Origin of the sequence: Leclercia sp. UBA1284 (assembly GCF_002308415.1) — a bacterium.
GTDB classification, from domain to species: domain Bacteria; phylum Pseudomonadota; class Gammaproteobacteria; order Enterobacterales; family Enterobacteriaceae; genus Enterobacter; species Enterobacter pneumoniae.
Map to the genome: position 1 here is coordinate 1,150,999 of NZ_DBUS01000006.1, position 19,966 is coordinate 1,170,964.

At 55.5% G+C, this 19,966-nt stretch carries 19 protein-coding genes; 7 read left to right on the plus strand and 12 right to left on the minus strand.

Annotated elements, in window-relative coordinates; all coding sequences use genetic code 11:
* Positions 1-31 precede the first annotated feature (31 nt).
* Positions 32-1,333, minus strand: coding sequence for a two-component system sensor histidine kinase RstB (gene rstB / locus B3511_RS08770; RefSeq protein ID WP_286781803.1), 1,302 nt, complete (start codon positions 1,331-1,333; stop codon positions 32-34).
* Between the two features lie 122 nt (positions 1,334-1,455).
* A complete protein-coding gene (locus B3511_RS08775) occupies positions 1,456-2,337 on the minus strand; it encodes an oxidoreductase (protein ID WP_286781805.1) in 882 nt (293 codons plus the stop codon).
* Positions 2,338-2,472: 135 nt separating this feature from the next.
* Between B3511_RS08775 and B3511_RS08780 the strand changes: the two genes are divergently transcribed.
* Complete coding sequence (locus tag B3511_RS08780; RefSeq protein ID WP_207293653.1) at positions 2,473-3,075, plus strand: TetR/AcrR family transcriptional regulator; 603 nt, start codon at positions 2,473-2,475, stop codon at positions 3,073-3,075.
* Between the two features lie 30 nt (positions 3,076-3,105).
* Here B3511_RS08780 and B3511_RS08785 read toward each other — a convergent pair whose 3' ends face one another.
* Positions 3,106-4,440, minus strand: coding sequence for a PLP-dependent aminotransferase family protein (locus B3511_RS08785; protein ID WP_286781808.1), 1,335 nt, complete (start codon positions 4,438-4,440; stop codon positions 3,106-3,108).
* 106 nt (positions 4,441-4,546) lie between these two features.
* Here B3511_RS08785 and B3511_RS08790 point away from each other — a divergent pair, with 106 nt between their 5' ends.
* A complete protein-coding gene (locus tag B3511_RS08790; RefSeq protein WP_286781810.1) occupies positions 4,547-5,440 on the plus strand; it encodes a DMT family transporter in 894 nt (297 codons plus the stop codon).
* An 84-nt stretch (positions 5,441-5,524) separates the two neighbouring features.
* Here B3511_RS08790 and B3511_RS08795 read toward each other — a convergent pair whose 3' ends face one another.
* On the minus strand, positions 5,525-6,130 hold the full coding sequence (locus B3511_RS08795; protein ID WP_207293655.1) for a TetR/AcrR family transcriptional regulator: 606 nt from the start codon (positions 6,128-6,130) through the stop codon (positions 5,525-5,527).
* Between the two features lie 145 nt (positions 6,131-6,275).
* Here B3511_RS08795 and B3511_RS08800 point away from each other — a divergent pair, with 145 nt between their 5' ends.
* Both B3511_RS08800 and catA read left to right on the plus strand, forming a co-directional pair.
* Positions 6,276-6,677, plus strand: coding sequence for a RidA family protein (locus B3511_RS08800; protein WP_286781813.1), 402 nt, complete (start codon positions 6,276-6,278; stop codon positions 6,675-6,677).
* A gap of 325 nt (positions 6,678-7,002) precedes the next feature.
* Positions 7,003-7,680: a type A chloramphenicol O-acetyltransferase gene (gene catA, locus B3511_RS08805; RefSeq protein ID WP_286781814.1), complete on the plus strand. Its 678-nt coding sequence runs from the start codon at positions 7,003-7,005 to the stop codon at positions 7,678-7,680.
* Positions 7,681-7,922: 242 nt separating this feature from the next.
* Here the strand turns inward: catA and B3511_RS08810 are convergent, their stop codons facing one another.
* Both B3511_RS08810 and B3511_RS08815 read right to left on the minus strand, forming a co-directional pair.
* Positions 7,923-9,026, minus strand: a complete 1,104-nt coding sequence (locus tag B3511_RS08810; protein ID WP_286781816.1) for an NADH:flavin oxidoreductase/NADH oxidase — start codon at positions 9,024-9,026, stop codon at positions 7,923-7,925.
* Between the two features lie 105 nt (positions 9,027-9,131).
* Positions 9,132-9,680 carry a hypothetical protein gene (locus B3511_RS08815; RefSeq protein ID WP_286781818.1) on the minus strand — a complete coding sequence of 183 codons (549 nt, stop codon included), beginning with the start codon at positions 9,678-9,680 and terminating at the stop codon, positions 9,132-9,134.
* Positions 9,681-9,800: 120 nt separating this feature from the next.
* On the opposite strand from B3511_RS08815, the gene B3511_RS08820 reads away from it, so the two are divergent.
* A complete protein-coding gene (locus B3511_RS08820; protein ID WP_286781820.1) occupies positions 9,801-10,715 on the plus strand; it encodes a LysR substrate-binding domain-containing protein in 915 nt (304 codons plus the stop codon).
* 52 nt (positions 10,716-10,767) lie between these two features.
* On the opposite strand, the gene B3511_RS08825 is transcribed toward B3511_RS08820, so the two are convergent.
* The 3 genes from B3511_RS08825 to rstA all read right to left on the minus strand — a co-directional run bounded on the left by B3511_RS08825 (position 10,768) and on the right by rstA (position 14,166).
* The gene (locus B3511_RS08825; RefSeq protein WP_286781821.1) at positions 10,768-12,864 is read right to left on the minus strand and encodes a pyrroloquinoline quinone-dependent dehydrogenase; all 2,097 of its coding nucleotides are present in this window, start codon (positions 12,862-12,864) and stop codon (positions 10,768-10,770) included.
* Between the two features lie 10 nt (positions 12,865-12,874).
* Positions 12,875-13,240, minus strand: coding sequence for a hypothetical protein (locus tag B3511_RS08830; protein WP_046887235.1), 366 nt, complete (start codon positions 13,238-13,240; stop codon positions 12,875-12,877).
* 215 nt (positions 13,241-13,455) lie between these two features.
* Positions 13,456-14,166 (minus strand): two-component system response regulator RstA, encoded by a 711-nt coding sequence (gene rstA / locus B3511_RS08835; RefSeq protein WP_212478019.1) that lies wholly within the window; start codon positions 14,164-14,166, stop codon positions 13,456-13,458.
* Between the two features lie 129 nt (positions 14,167-14,295).
* Here rstA and B3511_RS08840 point away from each other — a divergent pair, with 129 nt between their 5' ends.
* Positions 14,296-14,631 (plus strand): GlpM family protein, encoded by a 336-nt coding sequence (locus B3511_RS08840; RefSeq protein WP_040075852.1) that lies wholly within the window; start codon positions 14,296-14,298, stop codon positions 14,629-14,631.
* Here B3511_RS08840 and folM read toward each other — a convergent pair.
* From folM to ydgH, 3 genes are all read right to left on the minus strand, one after another.
* Complete coding sequence (gene folM / locus B3511_RS08845; protein ID WP_040075851.1) at positions 14,628-15,350, minus strand: dihydromonapterin reductase; 723 nt, start codon at positions 15,348-15,350, stop codon at positions 14,628-14,630. The genes B3511_RS08840 and folM overlap by 4 nt on opposite strands.
* Before the next feature lie 39 nt (positions 15,351-15,389).
* A complete protein-coding gene (locus tag B3511_RS08850; protein WP_046887237.1) occupies positions 15,390-16,772 on the minus strand; it encodes an amino acid permease in 1,383 nt (460 codons plus the stop codon).
* A 187-nt stretch (positions 16,773-16,959) separates the two neighbouring features.
* Positions 16,960-17,904 (minus strand): DUF1471 family protein YdgH, encoded by a 945-nt coding sequence (gene ydgH, locus B3511_RS08855; RefSeq protein ID WP_046887238.1) that lies wholly within the window; start codon positions 17,902-17,904, stop codon positions 16,960-16,962.
* A 532-nt stretch (positions 17,905-18,436) separates the two neighbouring features.
* Here ydgH and pntA point away from each other — a divergent pair.
* Positions 18,437-19,966 carry a Re/Si-specific NAD(P)(+) transhydrogenase subunit alpha gene (gene pntA / locus B3511_RS08860; protein WP_286781826.1) on the plus strand — a complete coding sequence of 510 codons (1,530 nt, stop codon included), beginning with the start codon at positions 18,437-18,439 and terminating at the stop codon, positions 19,964-19,966.

Here is a 19,966-nt window from a genome sequence, read left to right on the forward strand (position 1 = left end):
CACGCCGTGTCAGGCCAGCGTGCGCGTGGGGTCAGGCAGGGGGGGGAAGGGTAATAACGTGGTAAACCGGCCAGCTAAAGCAAAAACGGGCGCCGCCCAGCGTGCTCTCATCGCACTGTACGTCGCCGCCCATGGCCTGCGCGATTGAGTGAACAATCGCCAGCCCCAGGCCGCACCCGCCGGTAGCACGGTCGCGGCTTGGGTCAAGACGGACAAAGGGCTCGAAGACCCGCTGGCGTGATTCCGGAGCGATGCCGGGGCCATCGTCTTCCACCGTCAGGCTTGCCCGGCTTCCCGTCAGTTCCAGCGCGATGTGCAACGTCTGATTGCTGTAACGCAGCGCGTTATTCACCAGATTATCCAGCACCCGCTCCATCAGGCGCATATCCAGCGCGCCGTACTCCCCGGCGGTCACCTGGCTCAGGGCCAGCGTGCGCGTGGGGGTGACGCTCTGGACGTCGTCCACATAGCTGCGGATCCAGGCAGGGAGGTCAGGGGTGCTGAGCTGTAGCTCATTTTGCGGGCGATCGAGGCGGGCATAAGTCAGAAGCTCCTCAATCAGTGCCTCAAGCTGTCCGATATCCCGGTTCAGCGCCTGCGACTCCCCGGCGGTGAGGTTTTCGCTCATCTCCAGGCGATAACGCAGGCGTACCAGCGGCGTACGCAGCTCATGGGCAATCCCATCGATAAGCTGTTTTTTGCTGGCAATCAGGGCATTGATATTGTCCGCCATCTGGTTGAACGCGACGCCGAGCCGTTCGAAGCTGGATGCGCTGTCAAAATGGATGCGCTCGGTCAGGTGCCCCTCACCAAAGCGCTGGGCGGCGGCCTCCAGCCGCAGCATCTCTTGCCAGTGAGGGCGCATCCAGATAAAGACCGGAAAGGCGAGAGAGATGGCGATAAAAGCCAGCAGGCCAATATCCAGCAGCCGCATCTGATGTAAGAAATAGAGATAGGGCACAGGGCCGACTGCCAGCACGTAATGGCTGCGGGGGATGCGCTGGATGAAGGTGTATTCATCATCCAGCGCCACGATATCGCCGTCGCGCAGGCGCTGAGTGGTAGCGGCATCCAGCCGGTAATGGTTCAGCGGCTCGATGCGCAAATCGAAGGAGAGGTTCAGATCCAACTCTTTCAACGTCTGCGCCCAGTCGCGCGGCGGGATCTCGCGCAGCTCGCTGCGCATCAGGTAGAGCGAGCTTTTCATTAAATCATCCAGCGACTGTCGGCCCGCGCGCTCGGCGGTAAATTTATAGACCAGCCCGACCAGGATAGTCATCACCAGAAAGCAGACGAACAGCAGGAGATAAAACTGCACAAACAGTTTTTTCACGGATCACCACCAAAACAACGATTTAACCTTGCCGTATTGCAGCAGAGTCGTACGAAGGCGCTAGTGTATCGCTAATTGCACTGCTTCTGAACCGGGCTGCTTCAGTTACCTTATTCGTCAGGCTAACCGTGGCCGCCACTGGCGCTAAGCGTGTTGAGCCGGTTCATCTGCTCCGGTGAGAGCAACACCTCCGCTGCCGCCAGATTTTCCCGCAGATGCGCCACCGAAGAGGTGCCGGGGATAAGCAGAATATTCGGCGAGCGTTGAAGTAGCCACGCAAGCGCTATCTGCTTCGGCGTGGCGCCCGCCTCCTCGGCAATCTGATTGAGCAGCGACGACTGTAGCGGTGTGAAGCCGCCTAACGGGAAGAAGGGTACGTAAGCAACGCCCAGCCCGGCAAGTGAGTCGATAAATGCGTCGTCGTTTCGGCTGACGATATTGTATTGATTCTGTACACAAACAATGTCCGTGATGGCCTTAGCCTCGGCGAACTGGGCAGGCGTGATGTTGCTCAATCCCAGATGGCGAATAAGACCCTGTTCCTGCAGCCTGAGCAGCGCCTCCAGAGGGGCTGCAAGCGATCCCGCTTCGGGCCCGTTTACCCCACCAAGCCTCAGATTCACCACATCCAGCGCCTGCAGGCCCAGCGTCTCCAGGTTTTCATGCACGGCGCGTTCAAGCCCGTCCGGGCTGATCTCAGGCTGCCATGACGCGTCAGCGCCGCGCACGTAACCCACCTTGGTAACCAGCGTCAGGTCTTCAGGATAGGGCCAGAGCGCTTCGCGTATCAGCTGGTTGGAAACGTCAGGGCCATAAAACTGCGCCGTATCCAGATGATTTACACCGAGCGCAACAGCCTCGCGCAGTACCGAAAGGGCCGCCTCTTTATCGCGTGGGGGACCCCATACCTGTGGGCCGGGTAACTGCATGGTGCCATAACCCATCCGGCCCAGATTAAGCCGGGTGCCGGCGGGGGTGTACGTTTTAGGCATGTGATTGATCATGAAATTATCCTGGAATGGGAGAAAGAAGGCCGATGGAGCGCTTGTAGAGGCCGGGTTTGCCGGGCTAATATTGCACCGGGTGCAAATAAATATATTGCACTGAGTGCAATATTTCAATGGTGACGGGAAAGTAACGTGTCGGACGGATTAAAAAAAGCGGAAGGTACCCGTGAAAGAAAGCGACGGGAAACGCATCGAAAACTCACCGAAACGGGGTTAACTCTGTTTGCGCAGAAGGGGTTTGAGGGCACAACGCTGGATGACATTGCCAGTGCGGCGGGTATTGCACGCCGAACCTTTTTCCACTATTTCAGCTCCAAAGAAGAGATTATCCTCGCATGGCAGAACGGCCTGCCCGAATCTTTGTATGCAGAAATAGTCAGCCGTGGCAACAGCACGACGCCGTTCGGCGTCGTCAGTGAAGCGCTGCTGGCCATGACCATCAGCATGGATCCGGATATTGCCGCACTGATTGCCCGACTGACGCAATCGAACGAACAACTGCGCATGGGTAATCAGATGAAGTTTCTCAGAATGGAAGAGGCCGCTTATGCCGCACTTTGCGCGCTCTGGCCTGCACCACAAGGCGCGCCGGCGCTAAAAATGGCGGCCATGGCAGCCACAGGCGCGATGCGCCTCGCAGTCGATGACTGGCTGTGCGAAGCGTGCCAAAAGCCTCTTGGCGATTACCTCAGGGCGAATATTCTCTCTTTGCAGTCTGAACTGTTTGGCGATTAAGCCCCGGGCGCCGGTCATTCCAGGGTTCGCTTAACGATCGGTCTCCCAGGCAATGGCCGCGTTCACTGCAGTCAGGGCGTCCTTTAGCTGCGTCATGCTGACTGAACCAAGGGCGAGGCGAATGGCGTGCGGCACATGCGTTGAGGTGCAGAACGGTTCTGCCGTTGAGACCGAAATCTGTTGCTGGGCTAACTGCTGAACTAGCCGGTCAGCCCGAACCTCCTGCGGAAGCGGTAACCAGAGAAAGTAAGCGTTGGGATGGCTTACGCAGGCATAGTCAGAGAGTATTTTTCGGGCCAGCGCCTGGCGTTGACGTGCATCCCGTCTTTTGAGTGATTCGAAGCGTTTAATCGTGCCATCTTTAATCCAGCCGCAAACGATGGAGACCATCAGGGAAGGGGTATTCCATGTCGTTGCTCTGATAGCCCGTTCCAGCGCACCCCGCATCATCACAGGGCAGACGACGACGCCGACGCGTAAGCCGGTCGCCACGTTTTTCGCGAATCCGGTTACGTAAACCGTCCGTTCGGGCGCGTAGGCGGCAAGCGGGGGCAGGGGGCGCTGAACAAGAAAAGCATAGGCTGCATCTTCAATGATGAGCAGATTGTAGGTTCTGGCGATCAGCGCGAGTTCGCGTCGTTGGGCATCACTCAGAACCCAGCCAAGCGGATTATGTAGCGTGGGCATCGTATATATCGCGCGAATGCGTCTGCGCTGGCACAGCTCCCTGAGCGCGTTAAGATCGGGGCCGGTAGCTTCAACAGGGATGGCGACAAGCTCCAGATGATACAAACGGGCCAGCGCGATAAAACCGGGATAGATCAGCGCATCAACGGCCACCACATCCCCCGGATTCAGTAACCCCATCACCGTAACCGCCAGACCGTGTTGCGCACCATTCACGATCAGGACGTCATCTGTAGAACGCTGAATACCGGCTGAGCTAAGCCATGACGCAATGGTTTCCCTGTCGTTTTGTCTTCCGGCGTGCGGCTGATAACGCAGGAGGGAAGCCAGATCGCCTGAGGTGGCCAGTTGCCGCATGGCTTCGCGTAACCGTTCCGCCTGATCCGGCAGAGAGGGGTAGTTGAAGTTGAGGTCCAGAATATCCGAGGCTACCGCGTACTGGTCAACGCCCAACCCTGCGGGCAGGGAAATTTCTCTGACGAACGTTCCTCTGCCGGTTTCTCCACTCACCAGACCCATGGCTTCCAGTTCAGCGTAAACGCGGGTAGCGGTGGCCAGCGAAATATGTTTCTCAGCAGCAAGCGCCCGGTGCGTGGGAAGACGTGTGCCCGGAGCAAGTATGCCGCTGCGGATGGCGGAGGCAAACGCATCCACGATGGCTTTATACCGCGCTTTCATAGATTGTATCCATGACGATTATTTGATTGTCATAAATGGTGGGCCTTAGCATGGCGGGAGTCAACTTCAGTCGCTGAAGTAGTGTCCTAACTTTGAGGGGTCTAAAATGGTAACAAACGAAGTCAGTGAAACGCGCCCAGGGGGCAGGTCCGGCTGGTTAAGCGGCCTGATGGGAGTGGTTATTTTCAGTGGTTCGCTCCCCGCAACCCGGATAGCGGTACAGGAAATCGATCCCTTTTTTCTGACATTTCTGCGCGCCTCCCTTGCCGGTGGGCTGGCATTAGCATTGGTCTTATTTTGCCGACAACAACGCCCCAGGGCTCAACAATGCCTGTCGCTGATTATTGTCTCCCTGGGCGTGGTGGTGGGTTTTCCTTTGCTGACTGCCATGGCGCTGCAGCATGTGACCTCCGCTCACTCCATTGTATTTTTGGGGCTGTTGCCCATGGCGACCGCTACGTTTGGCGTTGTCCGAGGGGGGGAGAGGCCCCGGCTGGCTTTCTGGCTATTTTCTGCGATTGGCAGCCTGCTGGTGATGGGTTTCGCGCTGTCGCAGGGATCAACCGTCTCGTTTACGGGCGATCTGCTAATGCTGGCCGCCGTGGTTGTCTGTGGTCTTGGCTATGCTGAAGGCGCAGTGCTCTCACGTGAACTGGGAGGCTTGCAGGTGATCTGCTGGGCGTTGATCCTCTCTCTGCCGCTGATGCTGCTCGCTACTTTTGCGACAATGCCAGAAAACATGGCGGTGATAAGCCTGCAAGGGTGGGCCGCGCTGGGGTATGTCTCCCTGTTCAGTATGCTGATCGGTTTTATTTTCTGGTATCGGGGGCTGGCGGCTGGCGGCATTGCCGCGGTAGGGCAGCTCCAGTTGCTGCAGCCCTTCTTCGGCCTGGGCCTCTCGGCAACACTGCTCTCTGAAACAGTCAGCCCAATTATGCTGTTGGTTACGCTGGGGGTGATCCTCTGCGTCATCGGATCCCGCAGGTATGCTCAGGTATGAGGGCGGGCTTCCGGGTATCGGCTATGGCCGAATACGGGTGGCGCTGTATGCACTCTGCGTCCGCCTTTGAGCCCTGCACAACGGTCAGGCGGTTTCGTTTCCTGTATTACGTAAGCCGCCTGCAAGTAAGGTAAATACCTCAATCACTTTTGGCAGCGTCTGTTGCGGAGCATCGCTGGCGGCGATCAAAAGTGCCGCATTCAGCGCAGCGCTGTTCAACAGGTGAGCAGCGGCTTTCGCGTCTACCTCTTTAAGAATGTTGCGCTCGATTAGCTCACTAACAGTCTGCCGGGTGGCTTCCAGGCAGCTATTCTGGCTTGGCCATTGGGAGGGGTCGCCCAAAAAAGCCGGGCCATCAAGCAGCACGATGCGCCTGACTTCAGGATCCAGGGCCATTTTTATGTAGGCAATGCCTTCTGCCAGGATCCTCTCCCAGTCGTCGCGAGCCGTCACGGCGGCCGCTTTCGCTCGTTGCGCCATTTCGCCATCCACCTGAGCAACAACCGCGGCGAGTAACCCTTTTTTATCGCCAAAGGTGTGGTAGAGCGCCCCGCGGGTGAGACCTACGCTTGCGGTCAACTCATCCATTGAAACCTCGGCAAAGCCCTTTTCAGCAAATGCTTTACGCGCTGCGGCAATCATTTTTGCGCGGTTTTCTTCCATCATCTCGACGCGGCGTTTCGCAGCCATAGCACTCTCCTTTTGACATACGCTGTGTATCTCACTTGACATACATTGCGTATGTGATATCTATTTAACATACGTAGCGTATGTTAAACCAACTGCAGCTCTCTTGCTTATCGAATTCTACCCTGGAACAAAAAGAGGAATCCCTGTGATCCAACGCGAACCTGTTTTTCCCCCAAACCGCCATGCGCTTTATGATGCGCACGGTTATTCTGCGGCAATTCGTTCAGGCGATTTGCTTTTTGTTTCAGGCCAGGTCGGAAGTCGCGATGATGGCACACCCGAACCGGATTTTGCCGCCCAGGTCCAGTTAGCCTTCGATAACCTGGAAGCGACGCTTTCGGCGGCCGGCTGCACATTCGATGATCTTATTGATGTCACGACCTTTCATACCGATCCAGAAAACCAGTTCCCTATCATTATGCAGGTTAAAAACGCAATATTTCAGCAGCCCCCTTATCCAAACTGGACCGCAGTTGGCGTAACCTGGCTTGCTGGGTTTGATTTTGAAATTAAGGTTATTGCCCGTATCCCTGGCGCTGCGCAATAACGCTGACTCTTTATCCACGCTGGCGGGTCGGTTGTGAGACTCGCTAGCGAAGCAGGCCAAAACGTTAATTCTCTGAAATAAAGGTTAACGACCCGCCTGGCGCTGCTCTGTAGGCGATTCCCTGGCGATAAAACACCCCTGGATAGCACAACCAGAATTAATGTCAGGCTTATCGGCGTAAGACCCTTCTCTTCCCTGCCGTATAAAGATGCGCTACTCTGATAAATGCGTTTGTACTCAATGCTATATGGAATCTGTGTACTTGCTTAATTCATCAAAGCAGGTGGCCTGACATTTATAGGTAATTGTCATCAAAGGTTAGAGAATGAAAAAAATAACGCCTGGATATACGCCTGTCGATTTATCTCGTTGGCCCAGAAAAGAGCACTTTGAGGTATTTCAGTCCTTTGCGCAAAGTACAATCAACCAGACCGTAGAACTGGATATTACCGCGCTGCACAAACATATCAAAAACGTTGGCTGGAAGTTTTACCCGACGATAATTTTTCTTATTTCGAAAATCGTTAATAGCCATGCGGAGTTCCGCATGGCTATAAAAGATAACGAGCTTGTCATCTGGGATGAAATACATCCGCAATACACTATTTTCCATAATGAAACGGAGACCTTTTCATCATTATGGAGCCATTACGATGGCAATATTCACCATTTTCAGCAGGTCTATTCAGAAGATGTGGCACGCTATGGGGATAATTTAGCCTATTGGCCTAAAGAACAGTCGCTGGAAAATGTCTTTTTCGTCTCGGCTATTCCCTGGGTCACCTTTACCAGTTTCAATGTCAACGTCGCGAACATGCAGAACTTTTTTTCTCCGATGTTTACGCTTGGTAAATATCATCAAAAAGAGGAAAAAATGGTCTTGCCGCTCGCCGTTCAGGTGCACCATTCCGTGTGCGATGGCTTCCATCTGGCAAGACTGTATAACGAGTTGCAAGCGCTGTGTAATGACATCGAGAGCCTGGCAGATGCCCAGCAAGCGTAGAAGGGCACCTGCATAGATTCAGTCCGCAGCAGATTGTTGCAGTGACTGTAAATGACTCATTGTGTCTCCTGTTTTCTCGATGATTTCGACAACGCGGTGGCACTGTCGCGTTGAATTCAGGAACACGTTAAGACGAAGGCGGCGGAGGAAAAAGAGGGCTTTTCAGGTAGGTGTTTCTCTCTGAAAGAGAAAATGCCAGCCAAATGAGGGCGCGACCGCGTTGCCGGGATCGCGCCCATTCGTCAGGATTTAAACAGGTTTTTCAGCGTATGGGGCTGGCAACGCAGATACTGATCCGGGGCATGCACCTGGGCTCCCAGCGCAGCGGCGGCGTGCCATGGCCAGCGCGGGTTATACAGCGCGCCACGGGCAATGCCGATGAAATCGGCGTCGCCGCTGGCCACGATCGATTCTGCATGTTCAGGCTCGGTGATGAGTCCTACCGCCACCACCGGAATGTTAACGGCCGCTTTCACCGCTCTGGCCAGTGGAACCTGATAGCCGGGATAGACCTCAATCTTTTGATCCGGATGCAGGCCGCCGCTGGAGACGTGAATCACATCCACCCCACGCGCTTCCAGCATTTTAGAAAAGGCGACGGCCTCTTCCAGGTCAAAGCCGCCTTCCACCCAGTCCGTTGCCGAAATTCGCACGCTGATCGCTCTCTCTGCCGGGAAGGCTTCGCGTACCAAGTCGAAAATTTCCAGCGGGAATCGGGCACGGTTCTCCAGGGAACCGCCGTATTCATCCGTGCGCTGGTTAGAAAGTGGAGAGAGGAACTGATGCAGCAAATAGCCATGTGCGGCATGGATCTGGATCAGGTCAATATCCAGCCGGGCGGCGCGTTTCGCGGCGCTGGCGAACTGCTCGCGGATTTCGGCTAAACCCTCTCGGTCAAGGGCGGTGGGTACGGTATAGCCTTCGCTGTAGGGGAGCGGAGAGGGAGCCAGCGTCTGCCAGCCACCCTGCTGGTCGGGTGCGATTTGTCCCGGCTTCTCCCAGGGTCTGTGGGTGGAGGCTTTACGGCCTGCATGCGCCAGCTGAATGGCAACGGGGATAGGGGACCACTTACGAATGGTTTCCAGCACCCGGCCCATTGCCGCTTCGGTTTTATCATCATAAAGCCCGACGTCCGCCCAGGTGATCCTCCCTTCCGGGGAGACGGACGCCGCCTCAATCGTCAGCAAGCCAGCACCGGAGAGGGCCAGCTGTCCCAGATGGAGCGTGTGCCAGTCAGTCATGCAGCCCTCTTCGGCGGAATACTGACACATCGGGGCGATGACGATACGGTTTTCAATTTCCAGATTACGAATACGTAACGGTGTAAACAATTTAGGTTTAGACATGCTTATCGCTCCAGCTTTAACGTAAAGATTCTCTACCTTACTGATACTTATTTCTAATCCGGTTACGCATTTGTGCCCTAAAGGCGCGGTGACTGGCAATCCAGGTCAGGGGGCTTGCTGCACGATTTTACAGTAGAGCGCTCCCAGTAAAGCCAGATCGACCAGCAGGGCGACCGCAGGGTTTACGCCTGGCAGCGCAGAGACGTTCAGGATCAGCAGGCTGCTCAGGATGACAAAGAGTACAATGACAAGGCGCAGTAAACGTCCGGGACGTTCGCCCTGCCACTGGCATTGCACTGCTCTGCTCGCTACTCCCTGCCCAGCCCCAACGCAGACCATGCCGACAAGCTGCCCATACTCCTGAAGGTAATGATGCGTAGCAAAGCGTATCAGTATCAGTCCGCCAGCAGTGGCGACAAATCCATAGCATAGACGACGTAACGTCGGCAGGGGGGACATCATGCCTCTCTTTGTCAGCTGGTAGCTGCAAAAGAAGGCCATCAGCCAGACTGCGGCATCAATGAGGCTGAGTCTGGTTTCAGCCGTAAAAAACAGCGTCAGCTCAGCGCCCAGCAGACTGAATAGCATACAGGAGGCGATGTTTCGCGCCTCTGCCGGGAGGCGACCTGCGTTGTGTAAAGTGGACAGTGACATAAAAACCTCAGGGTAAGCGAAAATAAAATTCATCCATTAAGAGATGTGTAATAAGCTTATTGCCTGCGTTATCAGTTAATCAAAGTCATTGTTTTCAGCCATAGATGAGATTAATTCATCATGAAGTTATCCCGTTTACCGCCGCTCGGCGCGCTACGCGCTTTTCATGCCGTTGCCACCGCGCTGAGCTTTAAAGAGGCTGCAAAGCAGCTTAACGTGAGTGCGACCGCTGTCAGCCATCAGATCCGGCTCATCGAATCGACGCTGGCGTGCCGGGTATTCGAACGTAATGCCCAGGGGGTAAAGATGACCCAGGCCGGTGAACTGCTTTATGCGGGAACCTCCAGCGCGTTTATCGCGTTAGCCTCGGCGGTTAAGCAGATAGAGCGGGCCAGACACCCGCCTGCGCTGACGATCACTACTACCTCCAATTTTTTAACGAACTGGCTGGTGCCGCGTCTGGCGGATTTCAAGGCGCAGTTTCCGCAGATAGATTTGCATCTGCACACCAGCGTTGAAAGAGTGGATTTAACACAGCGTACCGTTGATGTGGCGATCCGCTATCGCGAAACCCCTGAGGAGGGGCTGCACAACACGCTGCTGTATGAGGACAAGTTTGTCGTGGCGGCCAGCCCGGCACTCAGGCTGCAAAACCCGGAGGATTTGCTTAACGCCACGCTTTTCCATGTGGAGAACCGGCACGTACCGGCTGAATCCCCGGACTGGCAGCACTGGAAAAGGCGCTACGGGCCGGAAACGCTCAATGCCAGTAAGGGGCTCTATTTCAGCGATGAAACACACGCGCTGCAGGCAGCCGTGGCGGGACAGGGGGTCGTCATTGCCAGCAGTCTGTTGGCGGAAGATCTGATTACGCGCAACATGCTGACGACGCCGTTTAATTGCTCGTTACCGGGTGCCAATTATTATCTGGTGACGATGAACGAGAGTGCCGGGCGGCCGGAGGTGGTGCTGCTTCGGGAGTGGATCGTTCAGGAGATGCAGCGATCGACCGCCTCCGTACACGCGAACACGTAAAACGTAGCCATAAAAAAAGGGGCCCTTGGGCCCCTTGCTGTTGACTGGCGCTTTACTCAGGCAGCGCGTAAACCACTACCTGGTCGCCCACCTGATCCTTCAGGATAGTGTTCCCCCCGGCAACGAACGCCACGTACTGGCGGCCTTTGTACTCATACACGGAGGGGTTGGCCACCGCAGGCGCTTCAACCTGATCGGACCATAGCTCATCGCCACTCTCCACCGAGTAGGCGCGTACTTTTGCATCCATTGAGGCACCGATGAAGACCACGCCTCCCGCCGTTACAGCCGGCCCGCCAATGGTCGGTGAGCCCCAGCTTTCCGGCATAAAGAAGCCATACTGCTGCGATGCGCCAACCGGACGACGCCATTTGACATCCCCGGTGTGCATATCCAGCGCGACAATCTCGCCGAATGGCGGTTCCCAGCACGGCATGCCCAGCCAGTTATTGGCGACCATCAGACGCAGGCCGTAAGGTGCCCCTTCCTGTGGCGCAAAGCCGCTCTCATTGCCAGCACTTTTGTCCGCCTTATCGTAATCTTCGCGGCTATAAAGCTTCACATACTGCACGATATGCGAGGTGTTAACGATGGCAATCTGCTTATGCGGATCAAAGGCCACGCCGCCCCACTGAACGCCACCGGCGCTGTCCGGATAGGTTAATGCACCTTCACCTTTCGTGGTGGGCGGGGTATACATCCCCTCGTAGGTCAAATTGTCCCACAGGCGGCTACACTGCCCGGCGCCGACAATATCCGCCAGTTTCCAGATAGCGGGCTTTTTCGACTGGTCGAGCAGCGGCGCGGGCTTGGTCGGGAAGGGCTGCGTAGGCGAGAGAACTTCCCCCTGCACCGAGCCATCACCCTGTGGTACAGGACGCTCTTCGATAGGCCAGACATCTTCCCCCGTCAGGCGGTTAACCACAAACAGGAAGCCCTGTTTAGTGGCCTGAATCAGCGCCGGGATCTGCTTGCCGTCGACGGTGATATCCATCAGGGTTGGCGCAGAGTTGATATCGTAATCCCACACGTCATGGTGCACCCACTGACGGGACCAGACCACTTTACCGGTGTTGATATCCAGCGCGGTGGTGGAGGTGCCAAGAGGGATAGGTTTGGTGCGGTTACCGCCCCAGTAGTTAGGTGACGGGGAGGAGACCGGCAGATAGACCAGGCCATTAGCCTCGTCGGCAGACATATGCGTCCAGACGTTGGCCGTACCGGTGCGTTTGCGGATGTCGGCCGGTATTGCGTCAAAGGTCCACTCGCGCTCGCCAGTACGTGCATTAATTGAGAACACGCTGCCCGGAGGCGCTTCCGCATAGGCCCAGTCCTTACCGGCCCAGCCTACGATCAGGTGATCACCCACCACGGTTGGCGGCTGCAGGATAGAGAGCGGGAATTTGGCATTCACCGTATTCCACTGGTTAACGTCCAGCATGCCGTTATCTGCAAAGTCGCTGCATGGCTTGCCGGAGTCAGCGTCTATCGCGTAGAGCTTGCCATCCACCGTGCCCATATAGACGATCTTCTCGCAGGCTTCGCCGGCAACCGGATTTTTGGCCTGCCAGTAAGAGACGCCGCGGTTCTTCAGCACCGGCTGGGTCAACGCCTTGCGCGGTGATTTGGTGTCATAGTGCCACTTCTCTTTGCCGGTACCCGGATCCAGCGCAATCAGGCGATCGAAGGGGGTACCAATATAAAGGGTGTCATTGGCAAAAATAGGCGTCGCTGACCAGACGGTAGCGGGCGTGTCGCCTTTACCATCCGATACGTCGCCCGTATGAAACTCCCACACCTTGGTTAACTTGCCCACGTTCTCTGCCGTGATCTGCTTCAGCGGGCTGTATTTCTGCGCGTTTAGCTGCCCGTGGAAGCTGTCCCAGGTGGCTGTAGAGGGCACCAGCGGCGTGGCCGGCTGGTTGGCCGAGGCAACTTTTTGCCCCTCACTTTTGCCGGTGGAGGCTTCATCGGTAGTTTTAGTGGTGCCCGGCTGTTGTTGATCGGCCGCGTCCACGTTGAGTTCTTCCTGGGTCCCCTGGGAGGCCTCAGCGGCTTTATCCTGCGCCTGCAGCGATAGCGGAGCAACCAGCAGCGCTATCGCCGTCAGGCTGACCTTCATGAAGGGATAGTGTTTATCGTTATGCACGGGTGGCTCCTCAGACGTTGACGTGGTGATTGTGACGAACGGAATTGCTGCTCAACGCAATCAGACCAATCAGGCCGACTACCATCGCTGCCGTGATGATGTACTGATGCAGCAGCGCGGCCGCAAAGCCAATACCCACCAGTACCACAAGGGTGATAATAATCAGGAAAATGCGGGAACCGCGACGGGAGGCGGCCCGTAACATCAGGGTAAGTACCGCCAGCACCACGCAGGCGATAGCCACACCCAGCGCGCCGATAGTACCGGTGACGCCGGTTAGCGGCGTCAGCCAGGCGTATAACGCCACGGCGAAGCCAATGACCGCGGCCAGCAGCAGCAACAGGCTGCCGACGCGCGAAGGTTGAGATTGCAACATACCAGGAACTCCCCCTATCAAAAAAAAGAACAAATCATCACTATGTTGTTATCGGAAACACTGCGGCCGGGACCCTGAAAGCAACCATAAATAAATCAAGGTGCTGGGAATAACGACCACAGAATTCTCTGAACGTAAATGAGTATAGAAGAGGATTTTTTTAAGGGGAGAGGAAACCTGGCGCAAAATGATGCTTTGCGTCCAGGTGATGGGTTTTACATCTCCCAGGCATGGGGTGCAAAGAGATAGCCTTTGTTACGCACGGTTTTAATACGGAACGGCTCGGTGGCATTATCGAGCAGCTTCTTACGCAGGCGCGAAATAGCCACGTCAACGCTGCGATCCAGACCGTCATAACTGACGCCGCGCAGGTTTTTCAGCAGCGCATCCCGATCCATTATCTGCCCCGCGTGGGTGGCCAGCTCCCATAACAGATCAAAATCGGCAGTTGAGAGCGCAACCTCGTCGCCCGAGAGCATCACCTGGCGATTAACCGGGTCGATGGAAAGCGTACCGAAGCGCAGCATTTTATGGGGCGTTAGAGCCGGGGCATCCGCCGGGGCACCCACGCGCTGGCGTAAATGCAGACGCAACCGCGCTAACAAGACGGCGGGCGGTGTCGTTTTCAGAATATAGTCATTTGCCCCCATCTCCAGCGACAAAATGTGGTTCATGTCGCTATCAAGTGATGTGAGTAAAACGATGGGGCCGCTATATTGTGAACGCAGATCCCGGCACAGGGTCATGCCGTCTTTGCCGGGCAACATGATGTCCAGCAGCACCAGATCAGGTTTTTGCTGGGCCACCACCTCCTCGGCGCGATCGCCGCGAGGTTCAACGATGACCTCGATATCATGTTTTCCCAGGTAGGCTGCAATCAGCTGGCCCACTTCCGGTTCATCTTCTACATATACAATCTTATTCATACAACGTCTGAGATGGCGAAAAAAGCCAACATACACCGCACTTCCTTAACCTTCCATTAATCTTTCGCAAATTGCAGCCGTTCCGTTATGCTGCTCATTATTGTGAATAAATTGTTGCAGGGAAGAGGGATGGGATTGCTCATTAAAGCCGCGCTGGGTGCGCTGGTGGTGGTACTGATAGGGGTATTGGCCAAAACCAAAAATTACTATATCGCGGGGCTCATTCCGCTCTTTCCGACCTTCGCCCTGATTGCCCACTATATCGTTGCGTCAGAACGGGGAATCGAAGCCTTACGGGCAACGATTGTCTTTGGCATGTGGTCGATCATTCCCTATTTTCTTTATCTGCTCTCGTTGTGGTACTTCACCGGTTTTCTGCGTTTGCCCCTGGCGCTGGGCGGGGCCGTGGTCTGCTGGAGCCTCAGCGCCTGGGTACTCATCTTCTTCTGGAGCCGTTTCCACTAACGCAGCGGGCGTCCGCCGTCGACGCCAAACGTGCGACCCGTTACGTAGCAGCTGGTAAAGATATAATCGATAAGATCGATCACCTCTTTCTCTCCCGGCGCGATCTTCATCAGCGATTTATTCAGCGCCTCACGACGGTAATCCGCGTCGTCGTGGTCGTTAAACAGAATGAGAGAGGGGGCGATGGCGTTCACTTTCACTTCCGGCGCCAGTTTGCGCGCAAATGAACGCGTCATATTATCCAGCGCCGCTTTACTGGCGGCATAGGCGATGTGCTTATCGCTGCCGCGCTCCACGACATAATCGGTGAAATGAATAATATCGCTCGCCGCATGCCCGTGCCCGCGAAGCAGATCCTGCAAAGCATGGTTAAGAAGATAGGGGGCGTGAACGTGGATCTGCAGCATGCAGGAGAGCGTCTCGCTCAGCGAGGTGCCCGGCTTTTCAGCACGCCAGTCGCTGGCATTATGAATAATTCCGCGCAGGCCGCGATTATCGGCTTTCACTTTGTCGGCAAAGGCCAGAATACCCTCGTCGGTGGAGAAGTCGGCCTGAACGCAGACCGCGCCAGCCTTGCGCAGGGTATCAATGGTGGGATATTCCGTACGATAACTGACGATGACGGGCTGGCGTAGATTTAAAAAATGGTGAGCCAGAGCGAGGCCGATACGACGGCCCCCACCGGTGATCAGAATCGGGAGCGGTTGCGCGTTTCCCATCGTTTTCTCCTTAACCGTAAGACGATGGGTAACGGCAAGTTAGCCCATCAGCATCCACGTTGCCGGCACAGCGGCAACCAGTAACAAACCTATTAACCACAGCTCTTTGCGCTGCAGCGAACTTTCAATCTCATGCGTTCTGCGGGCGTAGATAAACACCAGCAGGCCAGGTGCATAAAGCACCACAGAGAGCAGCAGGTGCATCGGACCGGAGGCATACAGCAGCCATAACCCGTAGAGGCAGGCGCCGATCCCCACCGCCTGATGCAGGGGTCTGGTGGCTATTTTTAACAGATATGCGCCTACCAGGAAATACGGTACCAGAATCATCTCTGAGGCGATGGTTAACAAGGTGTTATAGTCAGAACCTGTGAGCCAGATCAGTACCAGACACGCTTGTACACTGATATTGGTCAACCACAGCGAAGCCGCCGGGGCATTATTTTTATTCTGGCGGGCAAACAGGCGGGGAAACGCTTTATGCGTTGCGGCCAGGAAGGGCACTTCCGCCGCCATAATTGTCCAGCTCAGGTAGGCTCCGCATACCGAGATAATCAGCCCTGCGGCAATCACCACTTCGCCCCAACTGCCCATCATTTTGACCATCAGACCGGCCATCGACGGGTTACGCATACCAGCCAGCTCAGGACGGGCTACCACCCCCAGCGACAGCAGAGTGACCAGCAGGTAGACCCCCAGCGCCGCCAGCACGGCAAGCAACGTGGCGCGGCCGACGTCACGCTTGTTACGGGCACGGGCAGAAACCACCACTGCCCCCTCTACGCCAATAAACACCCACAGGGTTATAAGCATGGTGTTTTTGACCTGCTCCCAGACGGGCACGCCCAGCGCCAGGCCGGAAAAATCCATACTAAAGACATCGAGGCGAAAGCCAATAAAGGCCAGCACAACAAACAGACCCAGCGGCACCAGCTTCGCCAGCGTAGCGACCAGGTTGATGCTGGCCGCCGTCTGCACGCCACGCAGCACTAACCAGTGGACAAACCACAGCAGGACCGAGGATCCCACAATAGACTGCCAGGTGTTGCCGTCGCCAAAGAGTTTCAGTTCCGGCGTATCGGTGAAGAAACTGAGGGCAGAGAAGACGATGACCAGATAGGAGACATTGGCGATCACCGCACACAGCCAGTACCCCCACGCCGAGCAGAAGCCAATGAGCTCGCCAAAGCCTTCACGGGCGTAGGTGAAAATGCCGCCGTCGAGATCCGGGCGAAGCCGCGTGAGCAACAACATGGCGAAGGCCAGCAGCAGAATACCCGCACCGGTTATCCCCCAGCCAATCAGCAGGGCGGCAGGGCTGGCGACGGCGGCCATGTTTTGCGGCAGGCTGAATACGCCCGCGCCGAGCATGGAGCTTAATACGAGTGCAGTTAATGCACTCAGGCCAAGTTTCTTTTCCATTGGCTTCCTGTTAAAAAACGGACCGAATCCAGAATAATTATTTCGCTATGGCGCATAAAAATGGTGGATCACACTAAGGCGCGGGATTTTACGGAGTGTTAGGAAGTCATGCAATGCGCAACGCTCTAAAAGTGCATAAAAAGCATAAAAAAAGGCGGCTATGCGCCGCCTTAATCAACCTGGATAATTACTTATACAGGTCAGCACTGATGGTCATGTTATTACCACGCTCCTGCCACTGGCGGGTGATGTGGTAATACTTAGCCCCTTTTTTGGCTGCACGCTTCGCGACCTGGTAGGAGATCTCGGTCATGTTCGGGTAGTTACCCGTGAACTTAATGCTGTCGAACGGAACCATCTGCGCTGCGGTGGCGTTGTTCAGCTCTTCTACTTTCGTCCCATCCGGCAGCGTAACGCTGTAACGGCCACCTTTGGTGGTCTGGGTTTCGAAGAAACGGCCAACATCAGAACTTGGGGTCGCAGTCGTCGCGACGCCCGGAATTTCAACGTTTTTCGCCGCTGCGCCGCCTGCAGCGATCGCCGCACGGCCTGCGTCAGAATCTGCCGGAATCACGTCAGGACTCTGCAGTACGCGTTTCTTCGCATCTTTTTTATAGATGAAAGCGGTAATACGCTGGTTACCACCCGAGTTGGCATCGATCTGACGCACAATGTAGAAAGAGTCCGCGCCTTTGTTTTTGGCCGCTTTGGTAATGGCGTCGTTCACGTCAGGCTGGCTACGGTAGAAGCCCTGAACGGTCACGGTGTCGTACGGCTCCAGTAAGATGGCCTGATCTTTTGGCAATTCCATTACGCCATTAATGACGCGATTGCCTTTGGTTTCAGCTTTTGGCGCATCTTCTTTATAAAGATCGGCAATAACGCGCTGGTTGCCGCTGTTGCCATAATCTGCGGAGTCCACTACATAAAATGATGCGGCACCTTCTTTATCCGCGCGGCGGGAAGCGGCGTCTACCCCATCGCCGATGGAATTAAAACGTCCTACGATAGTAATACGATCAAAGGGTTTTAACGCTGCCGCTTGCTCCGGCGTTAACTCTGTCGCGGCATTCGCGGACAGGGCGGTCGCAGAAAGGAGTGCGGACGCCAGGAGAGTGTTCTTAAGCTTCATAAAAATAATCCTTCGCCTTACGCAAACCAGGTACTGGTGTTGTTGTTAATTTGAAAACGTTGATGATTATTGCATTTAATCCCAGTCGCTGTCTGCGCCATTTTTCACACCGGGTGCTACCCTGCAATCTAGTTTCTATAACATTTAGTGATATGTTGAAAAAACAGGCGTTAGACCAGCAAAACTGATGAAGCCTATAACTTTCACAAGTAAAATTAATGTTAATAAGTTGATCTACGCTGGGGCTATATCGTGTTTTTCCCGCTTCGCCTGAGTATTTATCGGCTCTCGAGAAGAATTTAAGGCAAATATCTCTGTCAGCGACCCGGATCACCTATTTTTGACCGATATAAAAAGAAATACTCTTTTCTGACGGTGGATCACAGGCGTTATTTTCAGTAGGTTATAGAAAGTTTGTTACTGTTTAATTTTCTGCGGGTAATTTGTGGTTACCGCTGAGCGCTCTCAGTGGCGATGGCGCCCGTAGAAGCGACCAACAAACCATCATCACAAACCGATGGAAGGGAAAACTATGCGTATTGGGGTACCAAAAGAACGGTCGGCCAATGAAACCCGCGTTGCAGCAACACCGAAAACGGTGGAGCAACTGCTTAAACTGGGTTTTACCGTCGCGATTGAAAGTGGCGCCGGCAAGCTGGCTAGCTTCGACGATGAAGCGTTTATTCAGGCTGGTGCAGAAATTGTAGACGGCGCGGAAGTGTGGCAGTCACCCGTCATTCTGAAGGTTAACGCACCGGAAGAGAGTGAAATCGGCCTGCTGAACGCGGGTACGACGCTGGTGAGCTTTGTCTGGCCAGCGCAAAACCCGGAGCTGATGGAAAAACTCGCTGCGCGCGGCGTCACCGTGATGGCGATGGACTCCGTGCCGCGCATCTCGCGCGCCCAGTCTCTGGATGCGCTGAGCTCAATGGCGAATATCGCCGGTTACCGCGCCATTGTCGAAGCCGCCCACGAGTTCGGCCGTTTCTTCACCGGACAGATCACCGCAGCCGGTAAAGTGCCGCCTGCCAAGGTGATGGTCATTGGTGCGGGTGTTGCCGGTCTTGCTGCGATTGGTGCGGCCAACAGTCTGGGCGCTATTGTCCGGGCTTTTGATACCCGTCCGGAAGTGAAAGAACAGGTGCAGAGTATGGGCGCCGAGTTCCTGGAGCTGGACTTCAAAGAAGAAGCGGGCAGCGGCGATGGCTATGCGAAGGTGATGTCAGAGGCCTTTATTAAAGCCGAGATGGCGCTGTTCGCGGCGCAGGCGAAAGAGGTGGACATTATCGTCACCACCGCGCTGATCCCAGGCAAACCTGCACCGAAGCTGATCACCCGCGAAATGGTCGACACCATGAAACCCGGAAGCGTCATCGTTGACCTGGCGTCACAAAACGGCGGCAACTGTGAATACACGGTGCCTGGCGTGGTGACCACCACCGATAACGGCGTCAAGGTCATCGGCTATACCGATCTGCCGGGTCGCCTGCCAACGCAGTCTTCTCAGTTGTATGGCACCAACCTCGTTAACCTGCTGAAACTGCTCTGCAAAGAGAAAGATGGCAACATCACCGTCGATTTTGAAGATGTTGTGGTGCGTGGCGTGACCGTCGTACGCGAGGGTGAAATCACCTGGCCGGCCCCGCCAATTCAGGTGTCTGCTCAGCCTCAGGCGGCGGCGAAAGCTGCACCGGAGCCGAAAGAGCCTGAAAAACCGGCATCGCCATGGCGCAAATACGCCTTTATGGCGCTGGGTATCATCCTGTTTGGCTGGCTGGCCGACGTGGCGCCAAAAGAGTTCCTCGGACATTTCACCGTCTTCGCGCTCTCCTGCGTGGTGGGCTACTACGTCGTCTGGAACGTTTCTCACGCGTTGCACACGCCGCTGATGTCGGTAACCAACGCCATCTCCGGGATCATCGTCGTCGGTGCACTGCTGCAGATTGGCCACGGCGGCTGGGTCAGCTTCCTGAGCTTTATCGCGGTGCTGATCGCCAGTATCAATATCTTCGGTGGTTTCACCGTGACTCAGCGCATGCTGAAAATGTTTCGTAAAGGCTAA

Bases quoted from the DNA above. Each gene is read 5' to 3' on its own strand.
- B3511_RS08790 (WP_286781810.1), top strand. From the start codon at position 4,547: ATGGTAACAAACGAAGTCAGTGAAACGCGCCCAGGGGGCAGGTCCGGC.
- B3511_RS08815 (WP_286781818.1), bottom strand. From the start codon at position 9,680: ATGTCACTGTCCACTTTACACAACGCAGGTCGCCTCCCGGCAGAGGCG.
- pntA (WP_286781826.1), top strand. From the start codon at position 18,437: ATGCGTATTGGGGTACCAAAAGAACGGTCGGCCAATGAAACCCGCGTT.
- B3511_RS08785 (WP_286781808.1), bottom strand. From the start codon at position 4,440: ATGAAAGCGCGGTATAAAGCCATCGTGGATGCGTTTGCCTCCGCCATC.
- folM (WP_040075851.1), bottom strand. From the start codon at position 15,350: ATGGGAAACGCGCAACCGCTCCCGATTCTGATCACCGGTGGGGGCCGT.
- B3511_RS08840 (WP_040075852.1), top strand. From the start codon at position 14,296: ATGGGATTGCTCATTAAAGCCGCGCTGGGTGCGCTGGTGGTGGTACTG.
- rstA (WP_212478019.1), bottom strand. From the start codon at position 14,166: ATGAATAAGATTGTATATGTAGAAGATGAACCGGAAGTGGGCCAGCTG.
- B3511_RS08775 (WP_286781805.1), bottom strand. From the start codon at position 2,337: ATGATCAATCACATGCCTAAAACGTACACCCCCGCCGGCACCCGGCTT.
- B3511_RS08810 (WP_286781816.1), bottom strand. From the start codon at position 9,026: ATGTCTAAACCTAAATTGTTTACACCGTTACGTATTCGTAATCTGGAA.
- B3511_RS08820 (WP_286781820.1), top strand. From the start codon at position 9,801: ATGAAGTTATCCCGTTTACCGCCGCTCGGCGCGCTACGCGCTTTTCAT.
- B3511_RS08830 (WP_046887235.1), bottom strand. From the start codon at position 13,240: ATGTTGCAATCTCAACCTTCGCGCGTCGGCAGCCTGTTGCTGCTGCTG.
- B3511_RS08795 (WP_207293655.1), bottom strand. From the start codon at position 6,130: ATGGCTGCGAAACGCCGCGTCGAGATGATGGAAGAAAACCGCGCAAAA.
- catA (WP_286781814.1), top strand. From the start codon at position 7,003: ATGAAAAAAATAACGCCTGGATATACGCCTGTCGATTTATCTCGTTGG.
- ydgH (WP_046887238.1), bottom strand. From the start codon at position 17,904: ATGAAGCTTAAGAACACTCTCCTGGCGTCCGCACTCCTTTCTGCGACC.
- B3511_RS08850 (WP_046887237.1), bottom strand. From the start codon at position 16,772: ATGGAAAAGAAACTTGGCCTGAGTGCATTAACTGCACTCGTATTAAGC.